Source organism: Devosia chinhatensis, from assembly GCF_000969445.1.
Classification (GTDB): Bacteria; Pseudomonadota; Alphaproteobacteria; order Rhizobiales; family Devosiaceae; genus Devosia; species Devosia chinhatensis.
Window position 1 is genome coordinate 721590 of record NZ_JZEY01000061.1, and the last position, 24788, is coordinate 746377.

The 24788-nt window shown below is 62.8% G+C and carries 21 protein-coding genes and 1 tRNA gene; 10 read left to right on the plus strand and 12 right to left on the minus strand.

Annotation, left to right across the window (positions count from 1 at the left end; genetic code table 11):
• Window positions 1-17 precede the first annotated feature (17 nt).
• Window positions 18-1280 carry a quaternary amine ABC transporter ATP-binding protein gene (locus VE26_RS13850; protein WP_084620493.1) on the minus strand — a complete coding sequence of 421 codons (1263 nt, stop codon included), beginning with the start codon at window positions 1278-1280 and terminating at the stop codon, window positions 18-20.
• A 443-nt stretch (window positions 1281-1723) separates the two neighbouring features.
• On the opposite strand from VE26_RS13850, the gene VE26_RS13855 reads away from it, so the two are divergent.
• The 3 genes from VE26_RS13855 (at window position 1724) to VE26_RS13865 (ending at window position 6281) form a co-directional block, all read left to right on the plus strand.
• Window positions 1724-2140, plus strand: a complete 417-nt coding sequence (locus VE26_RS13855; RefSeq protein WP_046105773.1) for a protein tyrosine phosphatase family protein — start codon at window positions 1724-1726, stop codon at window positions 2138-2140.
• Between the two features lie 102 nt (window positions 2141-2242).
• Window positions 2243-5683 carry a pyruvate carboxylase gene (gene pyc / locus VE26_RS13860; protein ID WP_046105774.1) on the plus strand — a complete coding sequence of 1147 codons (3441 nt, stop codon included), beginning with the start codon at window positions 2243-2245 and terminating at the stop codon, window positions 5681-5683.
• A 97-nt stretch (window positions 5684-5780) separates the two neighbouring features.
• Window positions 5781-6281, plus strand: a complete 501-nt coding sequence (locus VE26_RS13865; protein WP_046105775.1) for a tryptophan-rich sensory protein — start codon at window positions 5781-5783, stop codon at window positions 6279-6281.
• Between the two features lie 52 nt (window positions 6282-6333).
• Here the strand turns inward: VE26_RS13865 and VE26_RS13870 are convergent, their stop codons facing one another.
• The 5 genes from VE26_RS13870 to tsaD form a co-directional block, all read right to left on the minus strand.
• Complete coding sequence (locus tag VE26_RS13870; RefSeq protein ID WP_046105776.1) at window positions 6334-6621, minus strand: YkvA family protein; 288 nt, start codon at window positions 6619-6621, stop codon at window positions 6334-6336.
• A gap of 76 nt (window positions 6622-6697) precedes the next feature.
• Window positions 6698-7132, minus strand: coding sequence for an EVE domain-containing protein (locus tag VE26_RS13875; RefSeq protein WP_046105777.1), 435 nt, complete (start codon window positions 7130-7132; stop codon window positions 6698-6700).
• A 4-nt stretch (window positions 7133-7136) separates the two neighbouring features.
• Window positions 7137-7430, minus strand: coding sequence for a YciI family protein (locus VE26_RS13880; RefSeq protein ID WP_046105778.1), 294 nt, complete (start codon window positions 7428-7430; stop codon window positions 7137-7139).
• A gap of 2 nt (window positions 7431-7432) precedes the next feature.
• Window positions 7433-8419, minus strand: coding sequence for an NAD(P)H-dependent glycerol-3-phosphate dehydrogenase (locus tag VE26_RS13885; protein ID WP_046105779.1), 987 nt, complete (start codon window positions 8417-8419; stop codon window positions 7433-7435).
• Window positions 8409-9488, minus strand: coding sequence for a tRNA (adenosine(37)-N6)-threonylcarbamoyltransferase complex transferase subunit TsaD (gene tsaD / locus VE26_RS13890; RefSeq protein ID WP_046105780.1), 1080 nt, complete (start codon window positions 9486-9488; stop codon window positions 8409-8411). The genes VE26_RS13885 and tsaD overlap by 11 nt, the downstream gene beginning before the upstream one ends.
• A 57-nt stretch (window positions 9489-9545) precedes the next feature.
• Here tsaD and hemC point away from each other — a divergent pair, with 57 nt between their 5' ends.
• From hemC to VE26_RS13915, 5 genes are all read left to right on the plus strand, one after another.
• Complete coding sequence (hemC, locus tag VE26_RS13895; protein ID WP_046105781.1) at window positions 9546-10484, plus strand: hydroxymethylbilane synthase; 939 nt, start codon at window positions 9546-9548, stop codon at window positions 10482-10484.
• Window positions 10481-11215, plus strand: a complete 735-nt coding sequence (locus VE26_RS13900) for a uroporphyrinogen-III synthase (RefSeq protein WP_046105782.1) — start codon at window positions 10481-10483, stop codon at window positions 11213-11215. The genes hemC and VE26_RS13900 overlap by 4 nt, the downstream gene beginning before the upstream one ends.
• 24 nt (window positions 11216-11239) lie before the next feature.
• Window positions 11240-12505 (plus strand): COG4223 family protein, encoded by a 1266-nt coding sequence (locus VE26_RS13905; RefSeq protein WP_046105783.1) that lies wholly within the window; start codon window positions 11240-11242, stop codon window positions 12503-12505.
• Window positions 12502-13887, plus strand: coding sequence for a heme biosynthesis protein HemY (locus VE26_RS13910; protein WP_046105784.1), 1386 nt, complete (start codon window positions 12502-12504; stop codon window positions 13885-13887). Before VE26_RS13905 ends, VE26_RS13910 begins: the two co-directional genes overlap by 4 nt.
• Window positions 13888-13924: 37 nt before the next feature.
• A tRNA-Thr gene (locus VE26_RS13915) sits at window positions 13925-14000 on the plus strand.
• A gap of 6 nt (window positions 14001-14006) precedes the next feature.
• On the opposite strand, the gene VE26_RS13920 is transcribed toward VE26_RS13915, so the two are convergent.
• Complete coding sequence (locus tag VE26_RS13920; RefSeq protein WP_046105785.1) at window positions 14007-14762, minus strand: N-acyl amino acid synthase FeeM domain-containing protein; 756 nt, start codon at window positions 14760-14762, stop codon at window positions 14007-14009.
• A gap of 134 nt (window positions 14763-14896) precedes the next feature.
• Window positions 14897-17191 (minus strand): putative bifunctional diguanylate cyclase/phosphodiesterase, encoded by a 2295-nt coding sequence (locus tag VE26_RS13925; protein WP_160297854.1) that lies wholly within the window; start codon window positions 17189-17191, stop codon window positions 14897-14899.
• Window positions 17192-17380: 189 nt separating this feature from the next.
• On the opposite strand from VE26_RS13925, the gene VE26_RS13930 reads away from it, so the two are divergent.
• Complete coding sequence (locus tag VE26_RS13930) at window positions 17381-17671, plus strand: 4a-hydroxytetrahydrobiopterin dehydratase (RefSeq protein WP_046105787.1); 291 nt, start codon at window positions 17381-17383, stop codon at window positions 17669-17671.
• Between the two features lie 7 nt (window positions 17672-17678).
• On the opposite strand, the gene VE26_RS13935 is transcribed toward VE26_RS13930, so the two are convergent.
• From VE26_RS13935 to VE26_RS18120, 3 genes are read right to left on the minus strand one after another with little or no spacing between them, the layout of a single operon-like run.
• Complete coding sequence (locus tag VE26_RS13935; RefSeq protein WP_046105788.1) at window positions 17679-21122, minus strand: error-prone DNA polymerase; 3444 nt, start codon at window positions 21120-21122, stop codon at window positions 17679-17681.
• Window positions 21119-22777, minus strand: coding sequence for a Y-family DNA polymerase (locus VE26_RS13940; protein ID WP_160297855.1), 1659 nt, complete (start codon window positions 22775-22777; stop codon window positions 21119-21121). The genes VE26_RS13935 and VE26_RS13940 overlap by 4 nt, the downstream gene beginning before the upstream one ends.
• Entirely contained in the window at window positions 22671-23471 is an 801-nt protein-coding gene (locus tag VE26_RS18120; protein WP_052715928.1) for an ImuA family protein, read from the minus strand. Before VE26_RS18120 ends, VE26_RS13940 begins: the two co-directional genes overlap by 107 nt.
• Before the next feature lie 205 nt (window positions 23472-23676).
• Here VE26_RS18120 and VE26_RS13950 point away from each other — a divergent pair, with 205 nt between their 5' ends.
• Entirely contained in the window at window positions 23677-24144 is a 468-nt protein-coding gene (locus VE26_RS13950; protein WP_052715929.1) for a tellurite resistance TerB family protein, read from the plus strand.
• Here VE26_RS13950 and VE26_RS13955 read toward each other — a convergent pair.
• Window positions 24138-24710, minus strand: coding sequence for a hypothetical protein (locus VE26_RS13955; RefSeq protein ID WP_046105789.1), 573 nt, complete (start codon window positions 24708-24710; stop codon window positions 24138-24140). The genes VE26_RS13950 and VE26_RS13955 overlap by 7 nt on opposite strands.
• Window positions 24711-24788: the final 78 nt, after the last annotated feature.

Sequence of the window (24788 nt, forward strand, 5' to 3'; positions counted from 1 at the left end):
ATTCGTTGTCGCCGGCTTCAAGGCGCAGGGACGAGCGCGGGTGCAGGACGGGTATCGGGTACCGGATCGGACTCGATTTCTGCCTCGGCCACGGCGGGTTCGGACGAAAGCTGGGCGAAAACCGCTTCGGGCTCGACCACGCCGACAAGCTTGTTGTCGGCATCGGTAACCGCGATGGGCAGGCCGGAACTGGCCGGGCCATAGAGGTCAGCCAATTGCGTGTCCGGATCGGCCGTGGAGAAATCGGTAATCAGCACATCGGACAGCGGAACCGCATCCGTCCCGCTCTCGCGGTCGGCGGCGGCGGCCTGCTGATAGGTCACGACCCCGGCAATATCCTCGCCATCGAGCACGAAGACGGCGTTGAGGTTCTGATCTTCCATGGTGCGCATCGCGTCACCGGCAGTGTCGGTTTCAAGCTGCACCACGGACGGTTCACTCGCGACGGTTTCCGCAGTAAAGACCCGACCCCGATCGATGTCGGCGACGAAGGCGGCGACATATTCGTCGGCGGGTGCCGAAACGATGTCCTGGGCGGTTCCCACCTGCACGATGCTGCCGTCCTTCATGATCGCGATCTTGTCGCCCAGAAGCAAAGCCTCATTGAGATCGTGGGTAATGAAGATGATGGTCTTTTTCAGCGTCTTTTGCAGCGCCAGAAGTTCATCCTGCATCTCGCGGCGGATCAGCGGATCGAGCGCGCCGAACGGCTCGTCCATCAAAAGGATCTGCGGATCGGTGGCCAGGCCGCGGGCGAGACCCACGCGCTGCTGCATGCCGCCTGAGAGCGCGGAGGGCAGGCTGTCGGCCCAGGCTGCAAGACCCACCTGTTCCAGCGCCTTAAGCGCGGTGGCGCGCCGTTCCTCAGCGCCGACACCCTTCACTTTGAGACCATAAGCGGCGTTCTCGGCAATTGTGCGGTGCGGGAACAGGGCGAAATGCTGGAACACCATGGCGATCTTCTGACGCCGGATTTCCCTGAGCTTGCCCGCAGTACAATTGGCGACATCGTCGCCGTCGATCAATATCTGGCCACTGGTAGGACGGATCAGTCCGTTGAGCATGCGCACCAGGGTGGATTTACCCGAGCCCGAGAGCCCCATGACCACGAAAATTTGGCCTTCTTCGACTTCAAAGTTGGCGTCTTGCACGCCGATCGTCTGGCCGGTCGCCTCAAAAATGGCTTCCTTGCTTTTCCCGGATTTCAGGAGGGACAGGGCCTTCTTGGGCTCCTTCCCGAATATCTTATAGACGTCCTTGACCTTTAACTTGGATGTCATGTGTCCTCATCAGTAAGTCGCAGCCGAATAAAGCAACATCAAGCCACACTATCGGCGCGATAGTTCAGAACAACAGAGTGCCACGCCAAAACGAAATCCGTTCTAGCGCGGTCTAATCACCAATTGTCTCGCTTTCGATTGGGACAATAGGGAGAATTACGCCTCAGTTCAACCGCAAAAAGGCCCAAATTGGCATTTGGTTCCATTCTCGATCAATTCATGTTAAATCAGGACAAGGGCGGAAAATGGCAAAATAGACTGGCCGATACTGGAATTTCTGCCTGTGGGATCGGCGCCTGACCGGCATTGAACACAGCGTTCACGATCTCGGACCAGCCTGCCCGACACGGCATGATGATGGCATTGCGCGCCTGCCAGTTGCGTCGGAGCGATGCCGCTGGCTATAACGGACCCATCGCCAATTCGGCACGAGGAGCCAGGCCTTGGATTTGAAGCGGATCAACGACCACGTCAGCGTCTCTGGACAAATCCAGCCGGAAGATGTGGCGACGCTCAAGCTGCTTGGCTTTACCACCATCGTGAACAACCGGCCGGACGGGGAAGCTCCCGACCAGCCTGGCGGTGCTGAAATCGAAGCGGCTGCGCTGGCGGCCGGACTTGCCTATCATGCCATTCCGCTGGGCCGCGACGGGGTCAATCCCGATATGGTGGCCCGCACCAAGGCCGTGCTCGAGGGGAGCGACGGCAAGGTGTTCTGCTATTGCCGGTCGGGTACGCGCTCGACCACGCTCTGGGCGCTGAGCCAGGCCGGCGAGGAACCGGCAGAGGCCATCATCGCCCAGGCGGCGGAGGCCGGCTATGACATGAGCCATCTGGCCGGATATCTCGGCCAGAACTAGGATCTGAACTTTTAGACGGTTGGACGGGCAACCGTCCTGTCGTCGATTTGCTGAGCCGGACCGGAAACGGTCCCCTACCCCTTCCGCTCGGAACCTCGATCGATGTCCATCAAGAAAATTCTCGTCGCCAATCGCAGCGAAATCGCCATCCGCGTGTTTCGCGCCGCCAATGAACTCGGCCTCAAGACCGTTGCGGTCTATGCCGAGGAAGACAAGCTGGCCCTGCACCGCTTCAAGGCCGACGAGGCCTATCTGATCGGCAAGGGCAAGGGCCCGGTCGAGGCCTATCTGCAGATCGACGAATATATCCGCATTGCCCGGATTTCCGGCGCCGATGCCATCCATCCCGGCTATGGGCTGTTGTCGGAAAGCCCCGAATTCGTCGACGCCTGCGAGGCAGCGGGGCTGACCTTTATCGGCCCGCGCGCCCAGACCATGCGCGACCTGGGCAACAAGGTTGCCGCCCGCAACATGGCCATTGCCTCCGATGTACCGGTCGTGCCGGCCACCGAGGCCCTGCCCGACGACATGGACCAGGTCCGCAAGATGGCCGCCGAGATCGGTTATCCGCTGATGCTCAAGGCCTCCTGGGGTGGCGGCGGTCGCGGTATGCGGCGCATCATGGACGAGAAATCGCTGGTCTCGGAAGTTTCGGAAGGCAAGCGCGAAGCCAAGGCAGCCTTCGGCAAGGACGAGATGTATCTCGAAAAGCTGATCGAGCGCGCCCGCCATGTCGAGGTGCAGCTGATCGGCGACGATCACGGCAATCTGGTCCACCTCTATGAACGCGACTGCTCGGTGCAGCGCCGCAATCAGAAGGTGGTGGAGCGTGCCCCCGCCCCCTATCTCGATGACAAGGTTCGCAAGGCGCTGACCGACGCTGCCGTGCGTCTGGGCAAGGCCGCCAATTATCGTGGCGCCGGCACGGTCGAATTCCTCATGGATGCGGACAACGACAAGTTCTACTTCATCGAAGTGAACCCGCGCATCCAGGTCGAGCACACGGTCACCGAGGAAGTCACCGGCATCGACATCGTCAAGGCGCAGATCCACCTGCTCGACGGTGCCGTGATCGGGACCCCTGAGTCCGGCGTGCCGAAACAGGAAGACATCCGCCTGAACGGCAATGCCATCCAGTGCCGCGTAACAACGGAAGACCCCGAGCAGAACTTCATCCCCGATTACGGCCGCATCACCGCCTATCGCGGCGCCACCGGGTTCGGCGTTCGTCTCGATGGCGGCACCGCCTATGCCGGCGCCATCATCACCCGCTATTACGATCCACTGCTCGAAAAGGTCACCTGCTGGGCGCCCAGCGCCGACGAGGCCATTGCCCGCATGCACCGCGCCCTGCGCGAATTCCGCATTCGTGGCGTTGCCACCAATCTGGCGTTCCTAGAAAACATCATCACCCATCCCGATTTCCTCGAGAACCGCTACACGACGCGCTTCATCGACACGACGCCGGATCTGTTCAACTTCAAGCCGCGCAAGGACCGGGCCACCAAGCTCCTGTCCTACATTGCCGACGTAACCGTGAACGGCCATCCCGAAGTGCGCGACCGGCCGCGCCCGCCTGCCGATGCGGCGGCGCCTGTCCTGCCCGAATTCGAACCGCTGATCGTGGTCGAAGGCTCCCGCCAGGTGCTCGACCGCGACGGGCCGCTGGGCCTTGCCCGCTGGATGAAGGAACAAAAACGCGTTCTCTTCACCGACACGACCATGCGCGATGCGCATCAGTCGCTGCTGGCGACGCGCATGCGCAGCTTCGACATCACGCGCATTGCCCAGGCCTATAGCCGTGGTCTTCCCAACCTTTTCAGCCTTGAATGCTGGGGCGGCGCCACTTTCGACGTCTCCATGCGCTTCCTCAACGAGGACCCGTGGGAGCGTCTTGCCAAGGTGCGCGACGGCGCCCCCAATATCCTGACGCAGATGCTGCTGCGCGGCTCGAACGGCGTCGGCTACACCAATTATCCCGACAATGTGGTCAAGTTCTTCGTCCGACAGGCCGCCAAAGGCGGGGTGGATGTCTTCCGCATCTTCGACTGCCTCAACTGGGTTGAGAACATGCGCGTCTCCATCGACGCTGTGGCCGAGGAAGGCAAGATCGCCGAGGGCGCCATCTGCTATACCGGCGATCTGTTCGATCCCGACCGCTCCAAATACGACCTCAAATATTATGTCGGGCTGGCCAAGGAGCTCGAGGCGGCCGGCGTGCATGTGCTGGGCATCAAGGACATGGCCGGACTGCTCAAGCCCGCCGCGGCCAAAAAACTGGTCGAGACACTCAAGCAGGAAGTCGGACTGCCGATCCATCTGCACACGCACGACACTTCGGGCGCCTCGGCGGCCACCGTACTCGCGGCAGTCGAGGCGGGCGTGGACGCCGTCGATGCGGCCATGGATGCGCTGAGCTCCACCACCAGCCAGCCGACCCTGGGCTCGCTGGTCGCCGCGCTGGACGGCGATGCGCGCGACCCCGAACTCGACGCCAAGGCGATCCGGCAGATTTCCTTTTATTGGGAAGCCGTGCGCACGCAGTACCGCGCCTTCGAAAGCGATCTCAAGGGCGGCGCCTCGGAAGTCTACCTTCACGAAATGCCGGGCGGCCAGTTCACCAATCTCAAGGAACAGGCACGCTCGCTCGGGCTTGAGACGCGCTGGCACGAGGTTGCCCAGACCTATGCCGACGTCAACCAGATGTTCGGCGATATCGTCAAGGTGACGCCATCCTCCAAGGTGGTCGGCGACATGGCCCTGGCTATGGTGTCGGCCGGACTGAGCCGCGCTGACGTCGAAGACCCCAAGCGGGACATCGCCTTTCCCGATTCGGTGGTGGGCTTCTTTGCTGGCGACCTGGGCCAGCCTCCGGGCGGCTTCCCCGATCAGCTGCAAAAGAAGGTGCTCAAGGGCAGATCACCGCTGACCGAGCGGCCGGGCTCCTATCTCAAGGATGTCGATATCGAGGCCGAGCGCGCCAAGATTGCCGAGGATGTCGGCCAGCCGATCGACGATTTCCGTCTGGCCTCCTATCTCATGTATCCCAAGGTCTATTCGGACTTCGAAAAGACCCAGGATCGCTATGGCCCGACCGAAGTGCTGCCGACGCCGGTCTATTTCTATGGCCTGGCCGAGGGCGACGAACTGCTCGTCGATATCGAAAAGGGCAAGACGCTGGTCGTCACCTATCAGGGGCGTGCGGAAACCAACGAAAAGGGCGAAGTGCGCGTGTTCTTCGACCTCAATGGCCAGCCGCGCACCATTACCGTGCCGGATCGGCTCAAGGCCGGCGACATCAAGGTGCGCGCCAAGGCGGTAGCGGGCGATCCCAAGCAAGTGGGCGCACCAATGCCGGGCGTCATCTCGACGCTGGCGGTCAAGGAGGGTCAGACGGTCTCGGCCGGCGACGTTCTGTGCTCCATCGAGGCCATGAAGATGGAAACCGCCATCCACGCCGAAGTGGATGGCGTGGTGGCCGAGCTCTTGATCAAGCCAGGAGACCAGATCGACGCCAAGGACCTGCTGGTCCGGCTGGACTGACCCGCAAGGGCCCGGAGCGATCCGGGCCCTTCTTTGGAAAGATGCTGAACCGGCCCGCCGATCAAGGCGTAGTCTCTGCCGAACGGGAGGCTGTGCAATGTACGCATTTTTGTCGCGTCGGGATGGAATCGGCTGGGCCAGCTGTGCCCTCGGCGCCGTGGCGCTAGCGGTTCTGGCCAATCTCTACATCCTCCTGGCGCGGCCATTCGGCGCGACCGAGGGCATACCCATTGACCAGACAGGGCCGATCGGAGCGATAATCGGGGCGATCGTACCCTATGTGTGGCTTTTTCTCTTTGCCGGCATGGGCTCAAGTTTCTGGCTAATTGTGCGCGAGCAGCGCCAGATGCCACGCCAAGCCTGGCTGGTTATCCTGCTGATTGCGCTTTGCGTGCTCTATCCCGTCTATACCGGCAGCCTCAACGTGCCGCAGATCGCCTTGGCAGGAAATGGCGTGGTGATCGCTGTGGCCGCGCTCGCAATCTTGCGGCTATGGCCCGCTTCGCGCCTCGCCGCCCTATTGCTTTTTCCGGTGATCGCCTGGGTCGGCCTCGCCTCGCTCGCGCTCGTGGCGCTCCTGACCGGTCAGCGCTTCTAAGACACTTATCGCAAGAAAAAGCCCGGCAGAGCTGCCGGGCCAGAAGCCGAAGCTAGAGCCTACGCGCCCGGCCATTGACCGTGCGAGCATAGGCCGGCTGCGGAATGGGCAGGCGGCTCACGATCCAGCTCACCATCAGCGGGATCAGCACGAGATCATCTACCCAGCCAAAAAACGGCACGATATCGGGGATGATATCGAGGGGATTGACCAGATAGAAGGCGGCAAACAGCGTCGCCACCTTGAGATAGAGCGGGGTCTCGCGCGCCCAGAAAGCCTTCCAGAGCTGCACGACTTCCTTGCGGAAAAGAAAAATGCGGGGGAGGAGCCTGTTCATCATGACCAATAGATGGCCCCGATTTTTTCCCGTTCAAGCAGCCACAGTTCACTTTGTTCGTGCGGATCGCTTCGCCCGGTCAGAGACCGCCCATCTTGCACAGAAGTGACCATTCGGAAGACGAGACCTTGGACACTGACAAGCGTGACAGCTTGACCAACTCAAGCTCGGACAGCGCCTCGGTGGCCTTGATTTCGGCCAGGGTCACCGGACGGGGGAACGGCTTGACCGATTGCACATCGACGCATTCCCAAACCACTTCGCCCTTGCCATTGAGCTCACCGGTGCTGTCGGGATGGGCAGGCGCCACGATCTTCATGATGCCCACGATCTCCTTGCCGATATTGGAATGGTAAAAGAAGGCTTCGTCGCCGACTTTCATCGCCTTCATGTTGTTGCGCGCCGCATAATTGCGCACGCCATGCCATTCCTCGGCCTCCCCCTTGGCCGTCTTGGCGGCGAGGTCATCGAAGGAAAAGACGTCCGGCTCGGACTTCATCAGCCAATAGGCCATGAGCTCAGAACTCCACCCCGGTTGTGTTGATCGCCACGCGCCAGCGCTTGACCTCGTAGCTCGAAAACACCCCAGCCGCCACGAAGGGATCGGCATCGGCCATCGCCTGCGCCTCCGCGAGGTTCTCGGCCTCGAAGACTACGATCGAACCCTCCGGCTTGTCCTCGGCATCGAGCAGCGCACCGGCAAAGACCAGTTTCTTGCCTAGGCTGTTCAGATGATCGAGATGCACCGGACGCGTGTCGAGCCGGGTCTGCAGCGCACCGGGCGCGTCCTTGGCGATCATGGCATAGAGCATTGTCAATGTTCCCTCTTGAGCGGGCGGGACATCAGCCCCGCAACGATTGTGGCAATATCGGCGGTGCCGGCGACGACGGCATCGACGGCATCGATCAGCGGCGCGTCGACATGCAGGCTCCGGGCCAAAGCCGCAGCGACCGGCGCGGTGGTGACTCCCTCGGCCAGCTTGGCGCCAGAGCCGAGGATTTCGGCGGCGGCGCGCCCGGCGCCCAAAGCCATGCCGAACTGATAATTGCGCGACTGCACCGAAGTGCAGGTCAGCGTCAGGTCGCCCAGCCCGGCAAGGCCGGTCAGCGTATGAGCGGACCCGCCCATGGCGGTGACCATGCGCGCCATTTCGGCATAGCCGCGCGCAATCAGGGCGGCCCGAGCCGAAGCGCCCAACTGCGCACCCTCGACGGCGCCACAAGCCAGGGCATAGACATTCTTGAGGGCACCTGCAATTTCGACCCCAATCCGGTCATCGGCGGCATAGGGGCGAAAGCTGGGTCCGGCCAAGGCGGTCGCCAGCGCAGACGTCTGGTCAGCGTCGTCCCCGGCAAGAGTAATGGCGGTGGGTCGGCCCGCCGCGACATCGGCGGCAAAGCTGGGACCCGACAGCACGTAGGGAATGGCGTGCGGCGCCATGTCCGCGAGGATTTCACTCTGGCGCGCCAGCGTTCCCGCCTCGAGCCCCTTCGCTGAAAGCACGACCGGTCGCCCGGCGAGCAGGGCGGGATCGATCGAGGCCAGCAGCGTACGCGTCGCCTGTGCGGGAACGGCCAGCACGACGATGTCGGCACCGGTAAACTCAGCGGATGCGACCACTTGCGACAGAAGCACCTGCCCGGGCAGGGCAGCCGCATTGACATGAGATTGATTGATTGCAGCAGAATGGTCGGAGTTCCGGACCACCAGGGTCACCGAGCGGCCGGCCATGGCGGCCGCCTGCGCCAAAGCCGTGCCCCAGGCGCCGCCCCCAATGACCGAAACGGTTTCAAGCGGCATCGTCGTCAACCTTCATACCCGGCGTATCGAGCGGCCAGCGCGGCCGCGCCGCCACGTCAAACCCGTCTCGCGCCCCAAGGGCGAACCGCTCGGCCCCGGCCCAGGCGATCATGGCCCCGTTATCGGTGCAGAGTGCGATGGGTGGAACGACGAGTTCGGCGCCGGCAGCCGCGCACATGGTTTCAAGCGCTGTAGCGAGCCTTCGGTTGGCCGCCACGCCTCCAGCCACGACCAGCCGCTGGGGAAGGCCGGGATAGTCACGCGCCAATTGCTCCAGTGCCTGTCGCGAGCGGGTTTCGACGATGGCGGCCACCGTGTCCTGAAAGCTGGCTGCGATATCGGCCACGTCCTGCTCGCTGAGAGGCGCGAGGGCCTCAGCCTGCAGGCGCACCGCTGTCTTGAGCCCGGAAAATGAAAAATCGAGCCGGTCTTCGCGCAAGAGCGGTCGGGGAAAGCGGAAGCGTTTGGGGTCGCCCGACCGGGCCGCCCGTTCAACGGCCGGACCGCCCGGCGACCCCAGCGAGAGAAGCTTGGCAACCTTGTCGAATGCCTCGCCCAATGCATCGTCGATAGTGCCGCCCCAGCGCTGGTAATCACCCACGCCGCGTACCAGGACAAACTGACTGTGACCGCCGGAGACGAGGAGCATGAGATAAGGAAAAGCCACTCCATTGGTGAGGCGCGCAGTCAGCGCGTGCCCCTCGAGGTGATTGACCGCGATCAGCGGCTTGTCGAGAGCAGCGGCCAGCGCCTTGCCGGTCGTCAGCCCCACCAGTACCCCCCCGATGAGGCCTGGCCCGGCCGTAGCGGCCACCGCATCGATATCGGTCAGCGCAATATCGGCCTCGCGCATGGCCTGCGCGATGATATGGTCGAGCCATTCGACATGGGCGCGCGCTGCCAGTTCCGGGACCACGCCGCCAAATGCCGCATGTTCATCGAGCTGGCTGCGCACCACATTGGAACGAATGGTTCCTTGACCGCTTTGATCACGCAGCACGACGGATGCGGCGGTTTCGTCGCAGCTTGTCTCGATGCCGAGAATGAGGACTGGTGCTTGCCCGGTCATAACGAACTGGTCTACTCCCACAGGGGAGCCTACCGCCTACACTAGGACCGCCCGGATATGCAATCGCCCATCCCCTTCGCCCGGATCGGAACACGCGGCAGCCCGCTGGCACTGGCCCAGGCCAGACTGGTGCGCGAGCTGTTGTGCCAAGCTCATGGAATTGGGCAGGCCGACATCGAAATCGAGGTTTTCTCCACTGGCGGCGATCGTAGCCAGGCCGAAAACACCACCTTGTCCGATATCGGGGGCAAGGGCGTCTTCACCAAGGAAATCGACGAGGCGCTGCTCTCGGGACGCATCGATATCGGCGTGCATTCCAGCAAGGACGTAGCGACGGGCATGCCCCAAGGAATGGTTCTGGCCGCCTTCCTCGAACGCGAGGACGTCCGGGATGCCTTCATTTCGGTTTCGGCACGGGACATCGACACCCTGCCTGAAGGCGCCAGGTTCGGCACGTCATCCATCCGCCGGGCCGCCCAGGCCCTGCGGCTGCGCCCGGACCTGCGCATCGTGCCGTTCCGCGGCAATGTGCACACGCGCCTGAAGAAACTGCTCGATGGGGTGGCCGATGCCACCTTGCTCGCCCTGGCCGGGCTCAACCGACTGGATGAGGCCCATCGCGCCACCGCCATTCTCGACACAAAAGCGTTCATGCCCGCGCCGGCGCAAGGCGCGATCGCGCTTGCCATTCGCGACGCCGACGCGCGCTTTGCCGGGATTGTTGCGCCGCTCGACCACGCCCCGACCCATGCCGGCATTCTTGCCGAGCGCACCATGCTCAGCGTGCTCGACGGCTCATGTCGTACCCCCGTAGGCGCCCTCAGCACCCGCACGGGCGCGGGCTACGAACTGTGCGGCGAAATTCTCTCACTTGACGGACAGACGAGTTTCCAGGCCCAGGCCACTGGCTCCGATCCAGTTGCCTTGGGCGAACAGGTCGGACGTGATCTTCTGGCCCAGGCCGGGGCCGACTGGCAGACCCGGTTTCTCGCATGATGCATCTGCTGGTGACGCGACCCGAACCGGATGCCCAGGCTACGGCCGAGCGCCTGGCCGCGCTCGGGATTGACTCAACGCTCGCCCCGGTCATGAGCCGCCAGACCCTTAGCCCCAACCTGCCACCAGCCAGAGGGTTTGCCGGCATTGCCATCACCAGCACCAATGCGCTGCGGGCAATGGAGGATCTCGGCGTGCTCGAGGCGTTCCGGACCATTCCCGCCTTCGCAGTTGGCGACCGGACGGCACATGAGGCGCGTCTGCTCGGCTTTACCTCGGTCGAGGCCGCCGACGGCACACTGGCATCGCTTGTGACCCGGATCGCTCTGGCTCGGCTGCCCGGCCCGCTCTTTTACCCCTCAGGCAAGCACCTCAGCGGCGACCTCGCCCAGGCCCTGGCGCCGCACGGCCTGATGGTGGTGACGAGCCCGGTCTACGAGATGATCGCCGAGACCAGCCTGCCAAAGGATGTGCTCACCGGCCTTACCGAAGATCGCTTCGGCGGCGTGCTGCTGTATTCGCGCCGCAGTGCGGAAATCTTTGCAGAACTGGCAACAACTCGGCTCCCGGAAATCCAGAAGCGCCGACTGCCAATGCTCTGCCTGTCGGAAAATGTCGCGGCTGCCCTGATCGAAAATCACTTCAGCCGCATTCTTCTGGCGGACCATCCCAGCGAAGACGCAATGATGGCTTTGGCCCTGGCTTTTGCCCGCGAGCAAACTGGGGCATGATCGAACCCGAGAAAAGGAAGGCCCATGGCTGAGAATTCCGGCAAGGACGTGCCGCAGACCGATCCCAAGAGCCAGGACAACAAGGGCCCGGTGCGCCCTCCGGTGCTCGAGGGCACGGCGCGCCCGGCCACGGGAGCGAAGCCGGCTGACGGCAAGCCGCAACCATCCCGGCCGGAACCGCCCAAATCTGACCAGACGAAACCGGAGCAGGCGAAGTTGGACCCGGCAAAAACCGCGCGCCCTCCCTCTGCCCCGCCTACCGAGCAGACCCGATCAAGCGGCGGCTCTCCCTGGCTGGCCGGGCTCCTGGGCGCTGTTCTGGGATTGGGCGCAGCCTATGGACTGGCTTCTGCCGGACTGTGGCCCGCGCAGCAGCCGGTTAATCCGCCGGCCGATCCCCGGCTGGCACAGTTCGCTACAGCCATTCCCGAGCTTGAAACCGGATTTGCCAATGTCCGCTCCGAAGTCGAAGCGCTGACCGGGCGCTTGAGCACGCTTGAAGACCAAGCCGCGTCCGTGCCCGCGGGCGATACGGCCGATGCTGCACTGGTGGAACAGGTCGCGGCATTGCAGGCCCAGCTCGAAGACTTGGCGGCTCGCCCCGCCGCGTCGACGGAGACAAGCCCGGTCCCGGCACTCAACCAGCAGATCGCGGCGCTTGAAACGGAATTGGCACAATTGCGCCAAACCATCGAAACAAGCGTGACAGACCTGGCCGAAACCCGCAGCACTGTGAGCGGCCTTGCTGAAACAACCGCTGCCCTCTCCGCTGCCGGCGATCAGGCAAGCCGCCTGCCGCTGGTGTTTTCAAGCCTCGAAAGCGCTTTCGCGTCCGGGCGAACCTTCGAAACCGAACTTGATACGCTGCGCCGGGTTCTACCGGACGTGACCATTCCGCAAAATGTTTCGGCAGCGGCCAGTGTCGGCCTACCCCAGCCCGATATTGTGGCGCGCCGGCTCAATGGCATCATTCCCGACATGCTGGCGGGTCGTCCTGCCAACGCGGATGCCTCCTTCCAGGACGGCGCAATGGATTGGTTTCGCGGTGTGATCGCCATGCGGCCGTCCGGGGCCATCGAAGGCGATAGCCCCGAGGCACAGGTCTCGCAGCTGGAGGCGGCAATGGCGCGGCGCGATTATGCGCAGGCATTGGCCATCTTCCAGGCACTGCCGGCCAGCATGCAGGCGGTAGGGGAAGGCCTTGCCGGCGACCTGGCGCTGCTGGCGACTTCCCAAACCTTCCTCGATGACCTGCGCGATGCCGCGCTACGCGCGGAGACCGGTGCATGATCCGCCTTGCCTCCTGGATTATCGGCAGCCTTATCATCGCCGGCATTGCGGCTTGGGTCATTTCCCTGCCCGGCACGCTGACGCTCGAAATTGCCGGCCAGCGCATGCAGCCGCGCCTGGGAACTGCAGTGGTGATCCTGCTTCTGGCCGCAGCTTTCATCATCGCGCTCTGGGCTCTGGTCAGGCGCATTATCGGCGCGCCCAAGGCCATGGCTCGGCGCCGTGCCGCCAGGCGGCGGGAACAGGGCGTCGATGCGCTGTCCGACGCCATTATCGCTCTTCAGGCTGGAGATCCGGCTCGCGCACGTCTCATGGCCCGCGAAGCCCAGGCCCGGCTGCCAGAGAGCGGCGCGGCCAAGCTCATCGAAGCGCGGGCCGACCTGGCGCTTGGCGACATGCCGGCGGCACGGGAGCATTACCGTGCGCTGATCGCCAGCGAAAAGACCGCCATTGCCGCCCTGACCGGCCTTTACGACCAGGCGCGTACGCAAAACCGCCAGGAAGCCGCGCTGACCTTTGCCCGCAAGACCCTTGCGCTCGCCCCGTCCACAGACTGGGCGGCCGAGGCCGTGTTCGGCGATCTGGCTCGCCGAGGCCAATGGGCCGAAGCGGTGGCGATGGTCAATGCCGAGACGCCATCAACCCGCGAGGACAAGGCGCGCAAGCGCCGTCGCCAGGCCGTCATAGAGACGGCCCGCGCCCGCGACAGCGAATCCGGCCAGCCCAATGCAGCGCTCGACCATGCCCTGACAGCGCTCAAGCTCCTGCCCGACTTCGTTCCTGCCGCTCTCATTGCGGCGCGCATCTACATCAATCGCGGCGAGACCCGCAAAGCTCAGAGCCTTTTGCGCCGCATCTGGCGCGCCAATGGCCATCCCGACATTGCCGCGCTTTATGCCCATTCCCAGCCGGGCGCATCGGCCGTCGAACGGCTCAAGCGCATCCGTGAAATCGTCGAATTGCCCACGAACCACCGAGCTGCTGCGATGGTGCTGGCCCGGGCCGCCATCGATGCCTATGACTGGCCGCTTGCCCGTGACGCGCTCCTGCCTCATATCGGTACCGAGGCAACCCAGGGCGTGGCCAGCCTGATGGCCGAGATCGAGGAAGGCCAGAACGGTGACCAGGGCAAGGCACGCGAATGGCTGGCCCGCGCCGTCCATGCGCCGCGCGATCCGGCCTGGACTGCCGACGGCATCGTCAGTGACGAATGGGAACCCATTTCTCCCCTGACCGGACGGCTCGATGCCTTCGAATGGAAAGTTCCGGTGGCTGTGGCGGCCCGTCCTGCCGCCATTTCTGCGACATCTGGCAATGACGTTGTGGCCTTGCCGGCAAGTCCGGTCGCCTTGCCCCTTGCATCGGCGGAAAACGCCCAGTAAAAGACCCGCCATCTGCAGAGGCCCATGGGCCTCCAGCGCCGCTTTAGCTCAGTTGGTAGAGCACATCATTCGTAATGATGGGGTCAGGTGTTCGAGTCACCTAAGCGGCACCACTTCCCTCATCCTGCCCTGTCCATCATTTCAAGGCGTTGTGCCATCCGCGCGGTGGGAGCGATGGCATTGAGATCGGCCTTCTCCGCTCCGAAAAGCGCTTCTCGCTCTTGCGGGCGCGACATGAAGAAGGGGTAACGCTCGGCGACGCGATCGCGGATGACCGGAACATCGGCCGTGTAAAGTTGCATGGGAAAGGCCAGGTTGGCATAGCTGCGCTGCTCGCCCAGCGGGCTGGCGCCGAATATGCGCTTATAGAATGCCGTGTGCTCGGGCCGGACGGCGGACATGCAATAGCGGACCGGGAAATATTCGCACGCCATGGCAGCCAGGCGCAACGTCAGGTACGGCAAGGCGGGATAGGCCAGCGAGAGATCAAAATCGGCGGTGAAGCGGCCTGGATCGATGAAGGATTGTCCCCGCTCGAGGATCGGCGCAAGAACGTCGGGCCAGACCGACATGCAGGGCGAATAAGGATGCTGGGGCGTTACCACGTGGAAGCGGAGCGAACTGGCCAATTGCCCCGATACGTAGACGCCGTAACAATAACAATTGGGCAGATCGTCGAACTCGTCGCGCGTGACCTGCTGCGAATTGACCGGAATGAAATCCTCGCGCCGATAGGCCTCGTAGCGCAGCCTGTACACAGGATCGAACTGCTCGGCAGGATCGATCCGGCGATACCGCACCTGATCAAGCAGATCAATCAGCGTCGAGGCAAAGCGCGAACTGGCGCCACTTTCGGCAGATTTGGATTCCGTCATAGACACGCCCCCGTAGTCTGGAGGCGAGCGTAACCCCTAGTGCCCGATTTGCGGAACGGGAAATTCTCCAGCTTTGTGCCTGCAAGCACCCGTACGACGTTAATTGATTTGTAAACTCAGATGGTTAATGGCGATTAACCATTTATCCGCTTTGTCGTCGCCTGCGATGTGCCGGTGCCGTTGAAACGCTCGATCAGCTCGGCAATATCCTTGGCTGACAGTGGCCGGCTGAAGAAATAGCCCTGAACCTGCTGGACGCTTGTCTGGGTGGCGATGGCGTCGAGTTGCGCTTCGGTTTCAACGCCTTCGGCAACAACTTTGAGATCCAGATCGCGACCGAGGCGGGCCACATTGGACAGCAGCCGCAGTGCTCGCGGATTAACCGAGATGTCGGCGACGAAAGATCGATCGATCTTGAGCTTGGTGAACGGCAGAGCACTGAGGTAACTCAGCGAGGAATAGCCCGTGCCAAAATCATCGAGCGCGATAGCCGTGCCCCTATCGGCAAGCGCCTTGAGCACGCTGCGCGCGCGATCCCGTTCCTCGATGACTGCCGTCTCGGTCACCTCGATTTCGAGACGGTCGGGAGGCAACCCGGACCGCTCGAGAGCCAGGTCCACCAGAACCGGCAGATCGATGCCGCGGAAATCGCGCGCCGATACATTGACGCCCACCGCGACAGGCCAGCTCCAGCGGGCACATTCCTCTACGGCCTTGTGCAGGACCCATGCGGTAATCTGCGAGATCAGTCCCATTTCCTCGGCCAGCGGGATGAAGACTGCGGGTGGCACAGGCCCGAATTCGGGGTGCGTCCAGCGCGCCAGTGCTTCACAGGTAACGACCTTGCGCGTCTCGAGATCGACGAGTGGCTGAAAGGCGAGATGAAGCTGCCCCCCGACCACGGCCTGTCGCAGGTCGGCCTTGAGGCGCTGGCGATAGTGGTATTCGGTATCCATCTGCGCATGGAAAATCTGGCTGCGACCCTTGCCTTCAGCCTTGGCGGAATAGAGCGCCAGATCCGCCTTGGTCATCAGCTCTTCGAGATCGCTCTGGCTCTTTGGATCCAGCACGACACCAATGCTGACGCGCACGGGCAGCAAAATGCCGTTGAGAGTGAACGATGGCTGGAAGGTCTGCATGATGACCTGGGCGATGGCCTGGCCTTCGTCCTGAGCGGAGGCAAAAAGCGCGATGAATTCGTCCCCGCCCAGGCGCGCGAGGAGCGCATCGGCGGGCAGTGCCTCGCGCAAACGGCTGACGCTCTGGCGCAGCAATTCATCGCCGATGACGTGGCCGAAGCCGTCGTTGACGTGCTTGAATTCGTCGATATCGACGATCAGTACGGTACTCGATGCCCCGACATCGGCCCGACAGCGCAACTGCTCCACGGCAAGGGTGCTGAAATGGCTGCGATTGGGCAGGCCGGTCAGTGCGTCGTGGCGCGCAATGAAATGGATGCGCTCTTCGGCCATCACCCGTTCGGTGATATCCTCGAACAGCAGAACGGTCCGCTTTTGGCCGGACGTGACCGTAACCTCGAATGTAGGACCGGAAACAAGAGAGAACTGGATCTTGCCCGAGCCATGTTTCTCGATAATGGCGCGCAACCTGTCGATTGCCGGTTTGGGCGCGCCACCCGCGCCGGCAAGGGCTGCCAGGACCCTCTCGAAGGGCTGGTTGGCAAGCTTGCCGACATCGAGCGCGGCAAAGATGCGCACGGCCCGGTCATTGGCGAGGGTAATGGTGCCATTTTCGTCGAGCATGCACAGGCCATGCTCAAGTGTTGTGATGGCAATGTCGAATTCGGCGGCCAGCCGCGACACCTCGACCCGGCCGTGCACGGCGGAGAGGAGCAGCGAGCGGATCGATGCGGCATGCTTGCGGTAGCTGATCAGCAAAAGGATCATCATCGCGGCCAGCATCTGGTGATAGAAATTGCCGCGGAAGACCATGGCGATCCACAGCGGTACCGAGAGCGAGATGATCTGGATGGTCAAAAGCCGGTCGAGACCGAAATTACGGGCCACAAGCCCTACGGTCGCGGCGATGGTCAGCGTGCAACTGGCCAGCTCGGCGAAAGGGTCGCGTACGATCAGGATGGCGACAAGACACCAGATGCCGTGCACGAACGCGACCAGCGCCCCGCCGATCAGCGCGCGGTTTTCCCAGTATTCGGCGCCTTCGGCATCGTCGTCGCCGATACCGGCGCGCCAGAAGGCGCGCATGCTGAAAAAACGGATGAGGCCGACGAAGAGGATCGCTGCGGCGACAACGAACAGAATTGGCGCTTGGGCCTGAAACGCAGACACGGCGGCAACGGCAGCGCTCGCAAAGGCGCCGAGCAGCATTTCGCGCCGGTCGGCATAGACCGATCGGATAATGGACACGTAGTCCAGCGGCGGCATCGTTTTTCTGGCTGACGTCAGCACGGAAATTTCCTTTTGCCGTCCCATTGGGCGCTCAAGCCATTAACAAGCCCTTGCCTCGGCCCACGAGGCCGGTGTCGAGGTGGCCTCAGGCTAAATGGCGGGTTAATGTCTCCCCCGACTTTGAACGCAGCCTGGCCGGTTCAGGTGGGATTCCTGTCGACGGTCACGGGCGTTTTTGGGAGTGCAGACATGGTAGAGCGGCTCAATGCCGAAGATCGCGAAGCTGCCTTGGCGCTCCTGCCGGGCTGGGTCCATGACAAGGCCGTCGACTCCATTGCGCGGGACTTTCGGTTCAAGGATTTCTCCACGGCCTTTGCTTTCATGGCCCAGGTGGCGATGCTGGCGGAAAAGGCCGGGCACCATCCTGATTGGTCCAACAGCTACAATCGGGTGCGGATCGCGTTGTCCACCCACGATGCCGGAGGGCTGAGCGAAAAGGATATCGCGCTGGCCCTGGAGATCGACCGGCTGATGCCCTGATCGCTGTTCAGTGGAAATTGCGCCCCCCCGGCAGCGCGGCATAAGCCCGCCGACGGGCCAGTTCGATTTCCCGCAACGCTTCGCGGTTGCGGCTTTCAGGCCGATCGGGCCCCGACTTGCCTTCATCGGCGCGGGCCAGAATGCGATCGCCGAAATCCTTGCCATGGGAAAGATCGAGCAATTGGGGGGTCAGGTCGACCATGTCCTCGGCCACCACATGTATGACGCCATGGGCGGACTGCACTTTTCCGCGCACCGCCAGCATACGGCTCGAAAGCAGGATTTTACGCAGACGATCATCGGCAAAAAGCTTTGGCCAGACAACGATGTTGGCCACACCCGTCTCGTCTTCCAACGTCACGAAGATGACCCCGCTCGCTGTGCCGGGCCGTTGACGCACCAGAACCAGCCCCGCGACCTCGACGACGATGTCAGGCGCTACCGAGGCCAGGTTTTCGGACCGGGTCGTGCCCCGCTGCATCAGCATGGGGCGCAGGAACTGCACCGGATGGCCCTTGAGCGAAAGCGAGAGCGTCGAATAATCATGAATAACCTCTTCGCCCTGTGCCATCAGCGGCAAACCCGCCTGCTGTTCTTGCGGCAGATCAGCCGGCAGGTCGGAGGCGGCAAAGAGTGGCAGTGTTTCGGCGCCGTGCTGGCCGACCAGGCCCTTGACGGCCCAGAGCGCCTCGCGACGATTGAGACCCATGGACGCGAAGGCATCGGCACGGGCCAGCTTCTCGAGGCTGGCCACAGGCACGCCCGTGCGCAGCCAGAGGTCGCGGATGGAGGCATAGCCCGATCCCCGTCGCGCCACGATGCGGTTGATATCGTTCTGCGCCAGTCCCTCCACAAAGCTCAGGCCCAGCCGGATGGCCCTGTCGGATAGAATATCCTGGGTCATGTCGGCATGGCGGACCCAGAGATGGTCGCCGACCTTGCGGGTTGTCGGCACGAGCACGCATTCGAGGTCGGAAAGATTGACGTCGGCCTCAAGCACGTCGATGCCGTGTTCGCGCACATCGCGCACGATCTGGCTGGGCGCGTAGAACCCCATCGGCTGCGAATTGAGCAGGGCGCAGGCAAACACATCCGGATAATGGCACTTGAACCAGCAGGACGCATAGACGAGCAGGGCAAAGCTGGCCGCGTGACTCTCTGGAAACCCGTATTCGGCAAAGCCCTTGATCTGGGCGAAGCAGCGTTCGGCAAATTCAGTGTCATAGCCATTGCCCACCATCCCAGCGATGAAGCGCTGTTCAAAAATCTCCATCTTGCCGGTCCGCCGCCATGCCGCCATGGCGCGCCGCAGCTGATCGGCCTCCCCTTGGGTGAACCCGGCGCCCTTGATCGCCATCTGCATGGCCTGCTCCTGAAAAAGCGGAATACCCAGCGTTTCGCGCAGAACCTCGTCCAAGGCATCGCCGGGCTTTGGCTCCCAAGACTCGGTACCGTCGCGGCGGCGCAGATAAGGATGGACCATGCCGCCCTGGATGGGTCCTGGCCGTACAATGGCCACCTCGATCACCAGATCGTAGAATTTTGAAGGCTTGAGCCGGGGCAGCATGGTCATCTGCGCGCGGCTCTCGATCTGGAACACCCCCAGCGTATCGGCGCGATGCGTCATGGCATAGACCCGCGACTTGTCCATGGGCCCCTCCCCGGTTTCCTCGGCCAGAAGATCGGTCAGGGTATAGGTTTTGCGGTAATGAACGCGCAGCAATTCAAAGGCTCGGCGCAGGCAGGACAGCATGCCCAGGGCGAGGATATCGACCTTGAGAATGCCCAGGGCATCGATATCGTCCTTGTTCCATTCGATGATGGCGCGGCTGTCCATGGCCGATTGCCCGATCGGCACCAGGCTTTCCAGCGAATCGCGGGTGATGACGAAGCCGCCCACATGCTGGGACAAATGGCGCGGAAAACCGCGCAGCACCTTGATCACCTCGAACATCTGCGCCAGGACCGGATCGTCGGGATTGAGCCGAATACTCTTGAGATCGCGCAGGTCGAGCTTGCTGCCCCAGCCCCAGTGCAATTGGTTGAAGGCTGCCACCACGTCGTCCGACACTCCGAAAACCTTGGCTGTCTCGCGAATGGCGCCCTTGGAGCGATAGGTGATGACATTGGCAGTCAGCCCGGTACGCCGGCCGCCATATTTCTTGTACACATATTGCATCACCTCCTCGCGTCGTTCGTGCTCGAAGTCGACGTCGATATCGGGTGGCTCGTCCCGCTCGGTGGAGATGAACCGCCCAAAAACCAAGGTGCGCTTGGTGGGATCGACCTCGGTGATGCCCAGGCAGAAACACACACTGGAATTGGCCGCCGAACCCCGTCCCTGGCACAGGATCTTGCGCTCATATCGAGCATAGTCGACGATGTCGTGCACCGTGAGGAAATAGGCGGCATAGCCTTTATAGGCGATGAGGCAGAGCTCCTTCCAAAGGCTTTCCTTGACGGCGTTGACCACCCCATTGGGATAGCGCCTTGCCGCCCCCTCCCAGGTCAGGCGCTCCAGCGTCTGCTGGGCGGTCTCTCCATTGCCTATGGTTTCTTCGGGGTAATTGTATTTGAGTTGGTCCAGCGAAAAGCCGATCCGGGCGCAGAAAACCTGTGTCTGGGCAATGGCGTCGGGATGTTCGGCAAAAAGCCGGGCCATTTCCTCGGGCAGCTTGAGATGGCGCTCCGCATTGGCGCCAAGACGAAACCCGGCCTGCTCCAGCGTCACATGTTCACGAATGCAGGTCACGACATCGAGGACGATGGACCGGTCGGGACGGTGATAGCGCACGTCATTGCTGGCCAGCATGCGGGCGCCATGCCGCCTGGCAAGGGCCGCAACCCGATTGAGGCGGGCCCGATCGCGTCCATCGAAATAGGGGACGCCCGCCACCCAGACCCGGTCGGGTGCCTGTCGGCTGAGATGGTCGAGCGTTCTTTCCGTCCTGCCCCAGTCGGCCTCCTCCGGCACAAGGATGAAGAGTTGTCCTTGCGAGAAATCTTCCGGTGGACCCTGGACCGAGAGATCAGCGGGATGGCCCGAGCCGAACAGGTCCTCGAAATAGAGAACGGGCTCGCCTTTTTCGCCGCGCCTGTTGCCCAGGGTCAAAAGTTTGCAGAGCCGGCCATAGGCCACCCGGTCTGTGGGATAGGCAATGATCTCGGGCGTGCCGTCGGCAAAGGCCAGCCTGACCCCGACCAGATAGCGAAAACGCGGATTGACCGACTTGTTGTCGCGCGCCGTCACATAGCCCCGCACCACTCCGGCAAAGGTATTGCGGTCGCATACGCCCAAGGCGGTCATGCCCATGGCCATGGCATGGGCCACCAGCTCCTCGGGATGCGACCCGCCGCGCAGGAAGGAGAAATTGGTGGTGGTGACCAATTCGGCATATGACGGCTCTGCCGGATCGATGCCCTCGGGCTGGTGCTGTGGGCGCTCGCTCATGCGAAAAATCCATGCAGATACCAGACCGGCGCCACCGGGCCAGTGTAAAAGCCCTGGCGGAAGACCCAGAAGCGGCGCCCCTCATTATCCTCGACCACATAATAGTCCCGCGTGGCCGCATCGGGCTCGAAGCGCACCAGATCGGGAATGTAGGCTTGGGGCTCCTCACCCGGCTCGGACGGTTTAGAAACGGGCGGCGTCACCAGCTCGAGCCGCATCGGCTTGCGCCACCACTCCGCTCCCAGCCGCTCGGGACCTTCGCCCCTGACCAGCCGATAGGCCTGACGCCGCCACATCATCGAGGCGGGCAGGCCATCGGGAACTTCGGCCATGATCTGTATACGCTCCGGCTTGGGCAGGAGACGCAAGGGTCGCCGAAGATCGGGAATGGCAATTTTTGCTTCTCCGGCCACGAGCGCCGGCACGAATTGCTCGGCCCTTTCGGGCAGGCGTGAGGCGACAAGCATGCTGCGCAAGACCGCCTGGGGTCCCAGCCGACTGGACAGCCGATCGTTGAGCCGATCGATATCCTCTAGCCCGTTCTCGACGGAAAAGGCTCCCGTCTGGACCGCATCGAGAGGCTCGAGACTGGACGCGGCCAGCCGCACCATGTCGATCCCGAAGCCGGCGTCGTATTCCCCCGCCAGCCGCTGGGCGCGATGCCGGAAGAGATCGGTGACGTGCCCGGGATCACGGGTTAGCCGCGCCGCGTTGAGCGATAGCGTCATCACCTTGTGATCGACGCGATAGAGAAAAAGATGGAATGTCTGCGCCCCCAGCCCTGCGGCTTCGAGCTTGAAACCCAGCGTGACAGCCAGGTCATGGGTGATCAGCAGCACATCGTCCATCAGGCTGATCGGCTCGGCCAGACGCCTTTCTGCATGATGCTCGATCGGCGGCAGGCGGGGCGCCATCCGCTCTTGGATCTGCCCATAGGCCTGATCGATCCGCAGGAGCAGCTGCGCGCCGAAGCGGGCCTGCAGCGGCTTGCGGGGCCGCTGCCGAACCTGGCCGATCGTGACCAGTCCCATCTGAAGAAACGTGGCATTCTGGCTTTCCGACAGGCGCAGGCCGGCCACCGGCAGATCATCCAGAACCGTTTCAAGACTATCCGCACTTACCACCTGGCTGCGAGCGAAATGGCTGACAGCCCAAGCGGCACCAATCGTGGGCGCAATGGCGCCCGAAACCGTATAGCCCAGCACCCTGAGCCGGGTGAGCACATGGCGCAACATGGCTGCCTCCCCGCCGAAAAGATGGCTGACCCCGGTAATGTCGAGTACGAGATCGCCATAGGCAGCCATGTCGGTCATGACCGATACCAGCGGGCTGGCATTGGAGTGCCAGTCGGCAAAGGTCCCGAAGGCGCTTTCGAGCAGCGCGCGGTCGATTTCCTGAACCACCATGTCGGGTCGGATGGCTCGGGCATCGGCCAGGTTCTGTCCGATCCGCAAACCGTCCTGCCTTAAATGCGGATCGAGCGCCACAAGACGCAACCCGCCCTTGATGCGTTCGTAGAGCGCCAGCGGCACATCCTGCAATCGGGCATCAGCCCGCTTGAGATAATCCGTGGCCCAGTACGGCAGATAGAGAACCAGGAACCGGCGATGCGGGACGCCGTTCCGATGCGGGCTGAGAGAGAGTTGCAAAGCCATTCTTGGTCCACTCCAGCACCCATTGCGTTCGATTGCCGGCAATACGGCCCTTTTCGAGCTGCACATGCCAGCGTGAGGCGCCTGGTGCCCTGTCGTCGTGAGCCAGCCGTCCGCTGCGTTGCGGCTGGACATGCCAGCGCAGATGGCCGGCACTGCTGGCGCGGCCATGGCCATAGCGCAGCAGGAACAGCGAGACGTGGCTGCTGGCGCTGCGCAGGCTGAGGCGGCGGCTGGCGGTAAAATTGAGAAGCTTGGGCTCGCCGCGGATTTCGGCCACCAGCGCCGCCACGGCGCGGCAGGCCATCACCTCCTCGGCCGCCCAGAGCAGTTCGGTCATGTCGCCAGCCTGGATGATGACCAGACGGGCCGGATCGAGCCCGAACCAGGACAGACCCGGCCCATAGGGCATGCCTTGCCTTTGCCCGTCCTCGGCCAGGCAGAGATAAAAGACGACCGGGCGTTTAGGGGTCAGCAATCCCTTGGCCTGGGTCAGGGCAAAACCCAGGCTGGCGCCCCCCATGCGCAGATCATCGGCAAAGATCTCCTGCACCAGGCCTCCGGGCAGAACAGGAAAATCGCCCTTATCATTGAGGTCGGAGCGACGCGCCGCCTCCAGCAAGGCTGGTTTGCGCTCGATATCGGCAATGACGTCCCGTAGCGCGGTAAGGCGCTCTTGATGATTGGGGGCCTGCATCTGGCAACCGCTGCATGAACAAAACAGGAACATCTAGACTCCGAATCTGCCAGGAGTCGAGTCCCTTTTCATCGATCTTGGTGTGGCCGGTGTGCATCAGCTCTGCTCAAGAGCGCGTGATGGGAACCCTAATGCGTTGAGCCCTTGGCACGAATGCCCGAGACTTCGCGTTACTGGCCTCTGCGGGAATGAGCCCGATGCCGTGATGGAGACCGCCCTGTTCGACGCCCTGACCCGCTTGTTTGCCAAGCCCGAAGCCAAAGCCGATCTCTCCGACCCCAAGCTGGCCGTCGCCGCGCTGCTTGTGCATCTGGCTGCCGTTGATGGCGTGATGCAGGAAACCGAGCGGCAGGCCATTCGCGGCGCGCTGATGGATCACTATGACCTGACGTCGACCAGCGTCGACAAGCTGATCCAGGATGCGGCGCGGCACGATGCCGAAGCGGTGGATTTCTATAAATTCACCAGCGGCCTGATCCAGCTCGAGATGAGCGACCGCATTGAGATCATTCGCATGATGTGGACCGTGGTCTTTGCCGACCGCACCAATCATGAGCTGGAGGACAACATGGTCTGGCGCATCGCCGAACTGATCGGCGTCTCGAGCCGAGACCGGACGATCCTACGAAACCAGATCCGGGGTCGCGTCGCCGAGGACGAACCCGGTCAATAGGCCTCGAAGGCACCGATCACCTCGACCTCGTCGGTCATGCAGCTGAAATCCCCCGCCTTGTCTGCCGCTTGCCGGGCCAGTTCATTGGCATCTTCGTTGGCCAGTGCGTCCACATAGGCAATGTGACAAGTATCGCCTTCCTTGATCTGGGTTACGACCAGAACCTGACCCTTGTTGACCCCGGTCTCTGGGTCGGCGGTGTGGTAGCGTACGATGGTGGCAATGGGCATCCACCGTCCCGAGGCATTGGACAGGCGCCATTCCAGCGTCGACCCCAGTTCGTTGAAGGGTGGCAGAGTCTGGAAGCCAGCATCATTCTTGTCGACATTGAAACCATAGCGCAGTGAGAATCGCAGGTCGCCTTCCTGCACCATGACCGGGTATCCCTTGTAGCCCGGGCAGGCCCAGCTGGCACCGAAATCATCGGCATCCAGCACGAGGCACTGATCGAGATCAAGATCGGTATAGGCGCTCACTGCCCCGGATAGGGCCAGAATCGGCACCGCGCTTGCTCCGAGCGTGAGCAACGATCCGGCCAGGACTGCCTTGATCCTTGGTGGTTTCATAACGGCTCCTCCTCGTCGCGCATATGATCGAGATCAATGTGCTCCCATCATGGCCATGGGAAGATGGGTGGAACAAGG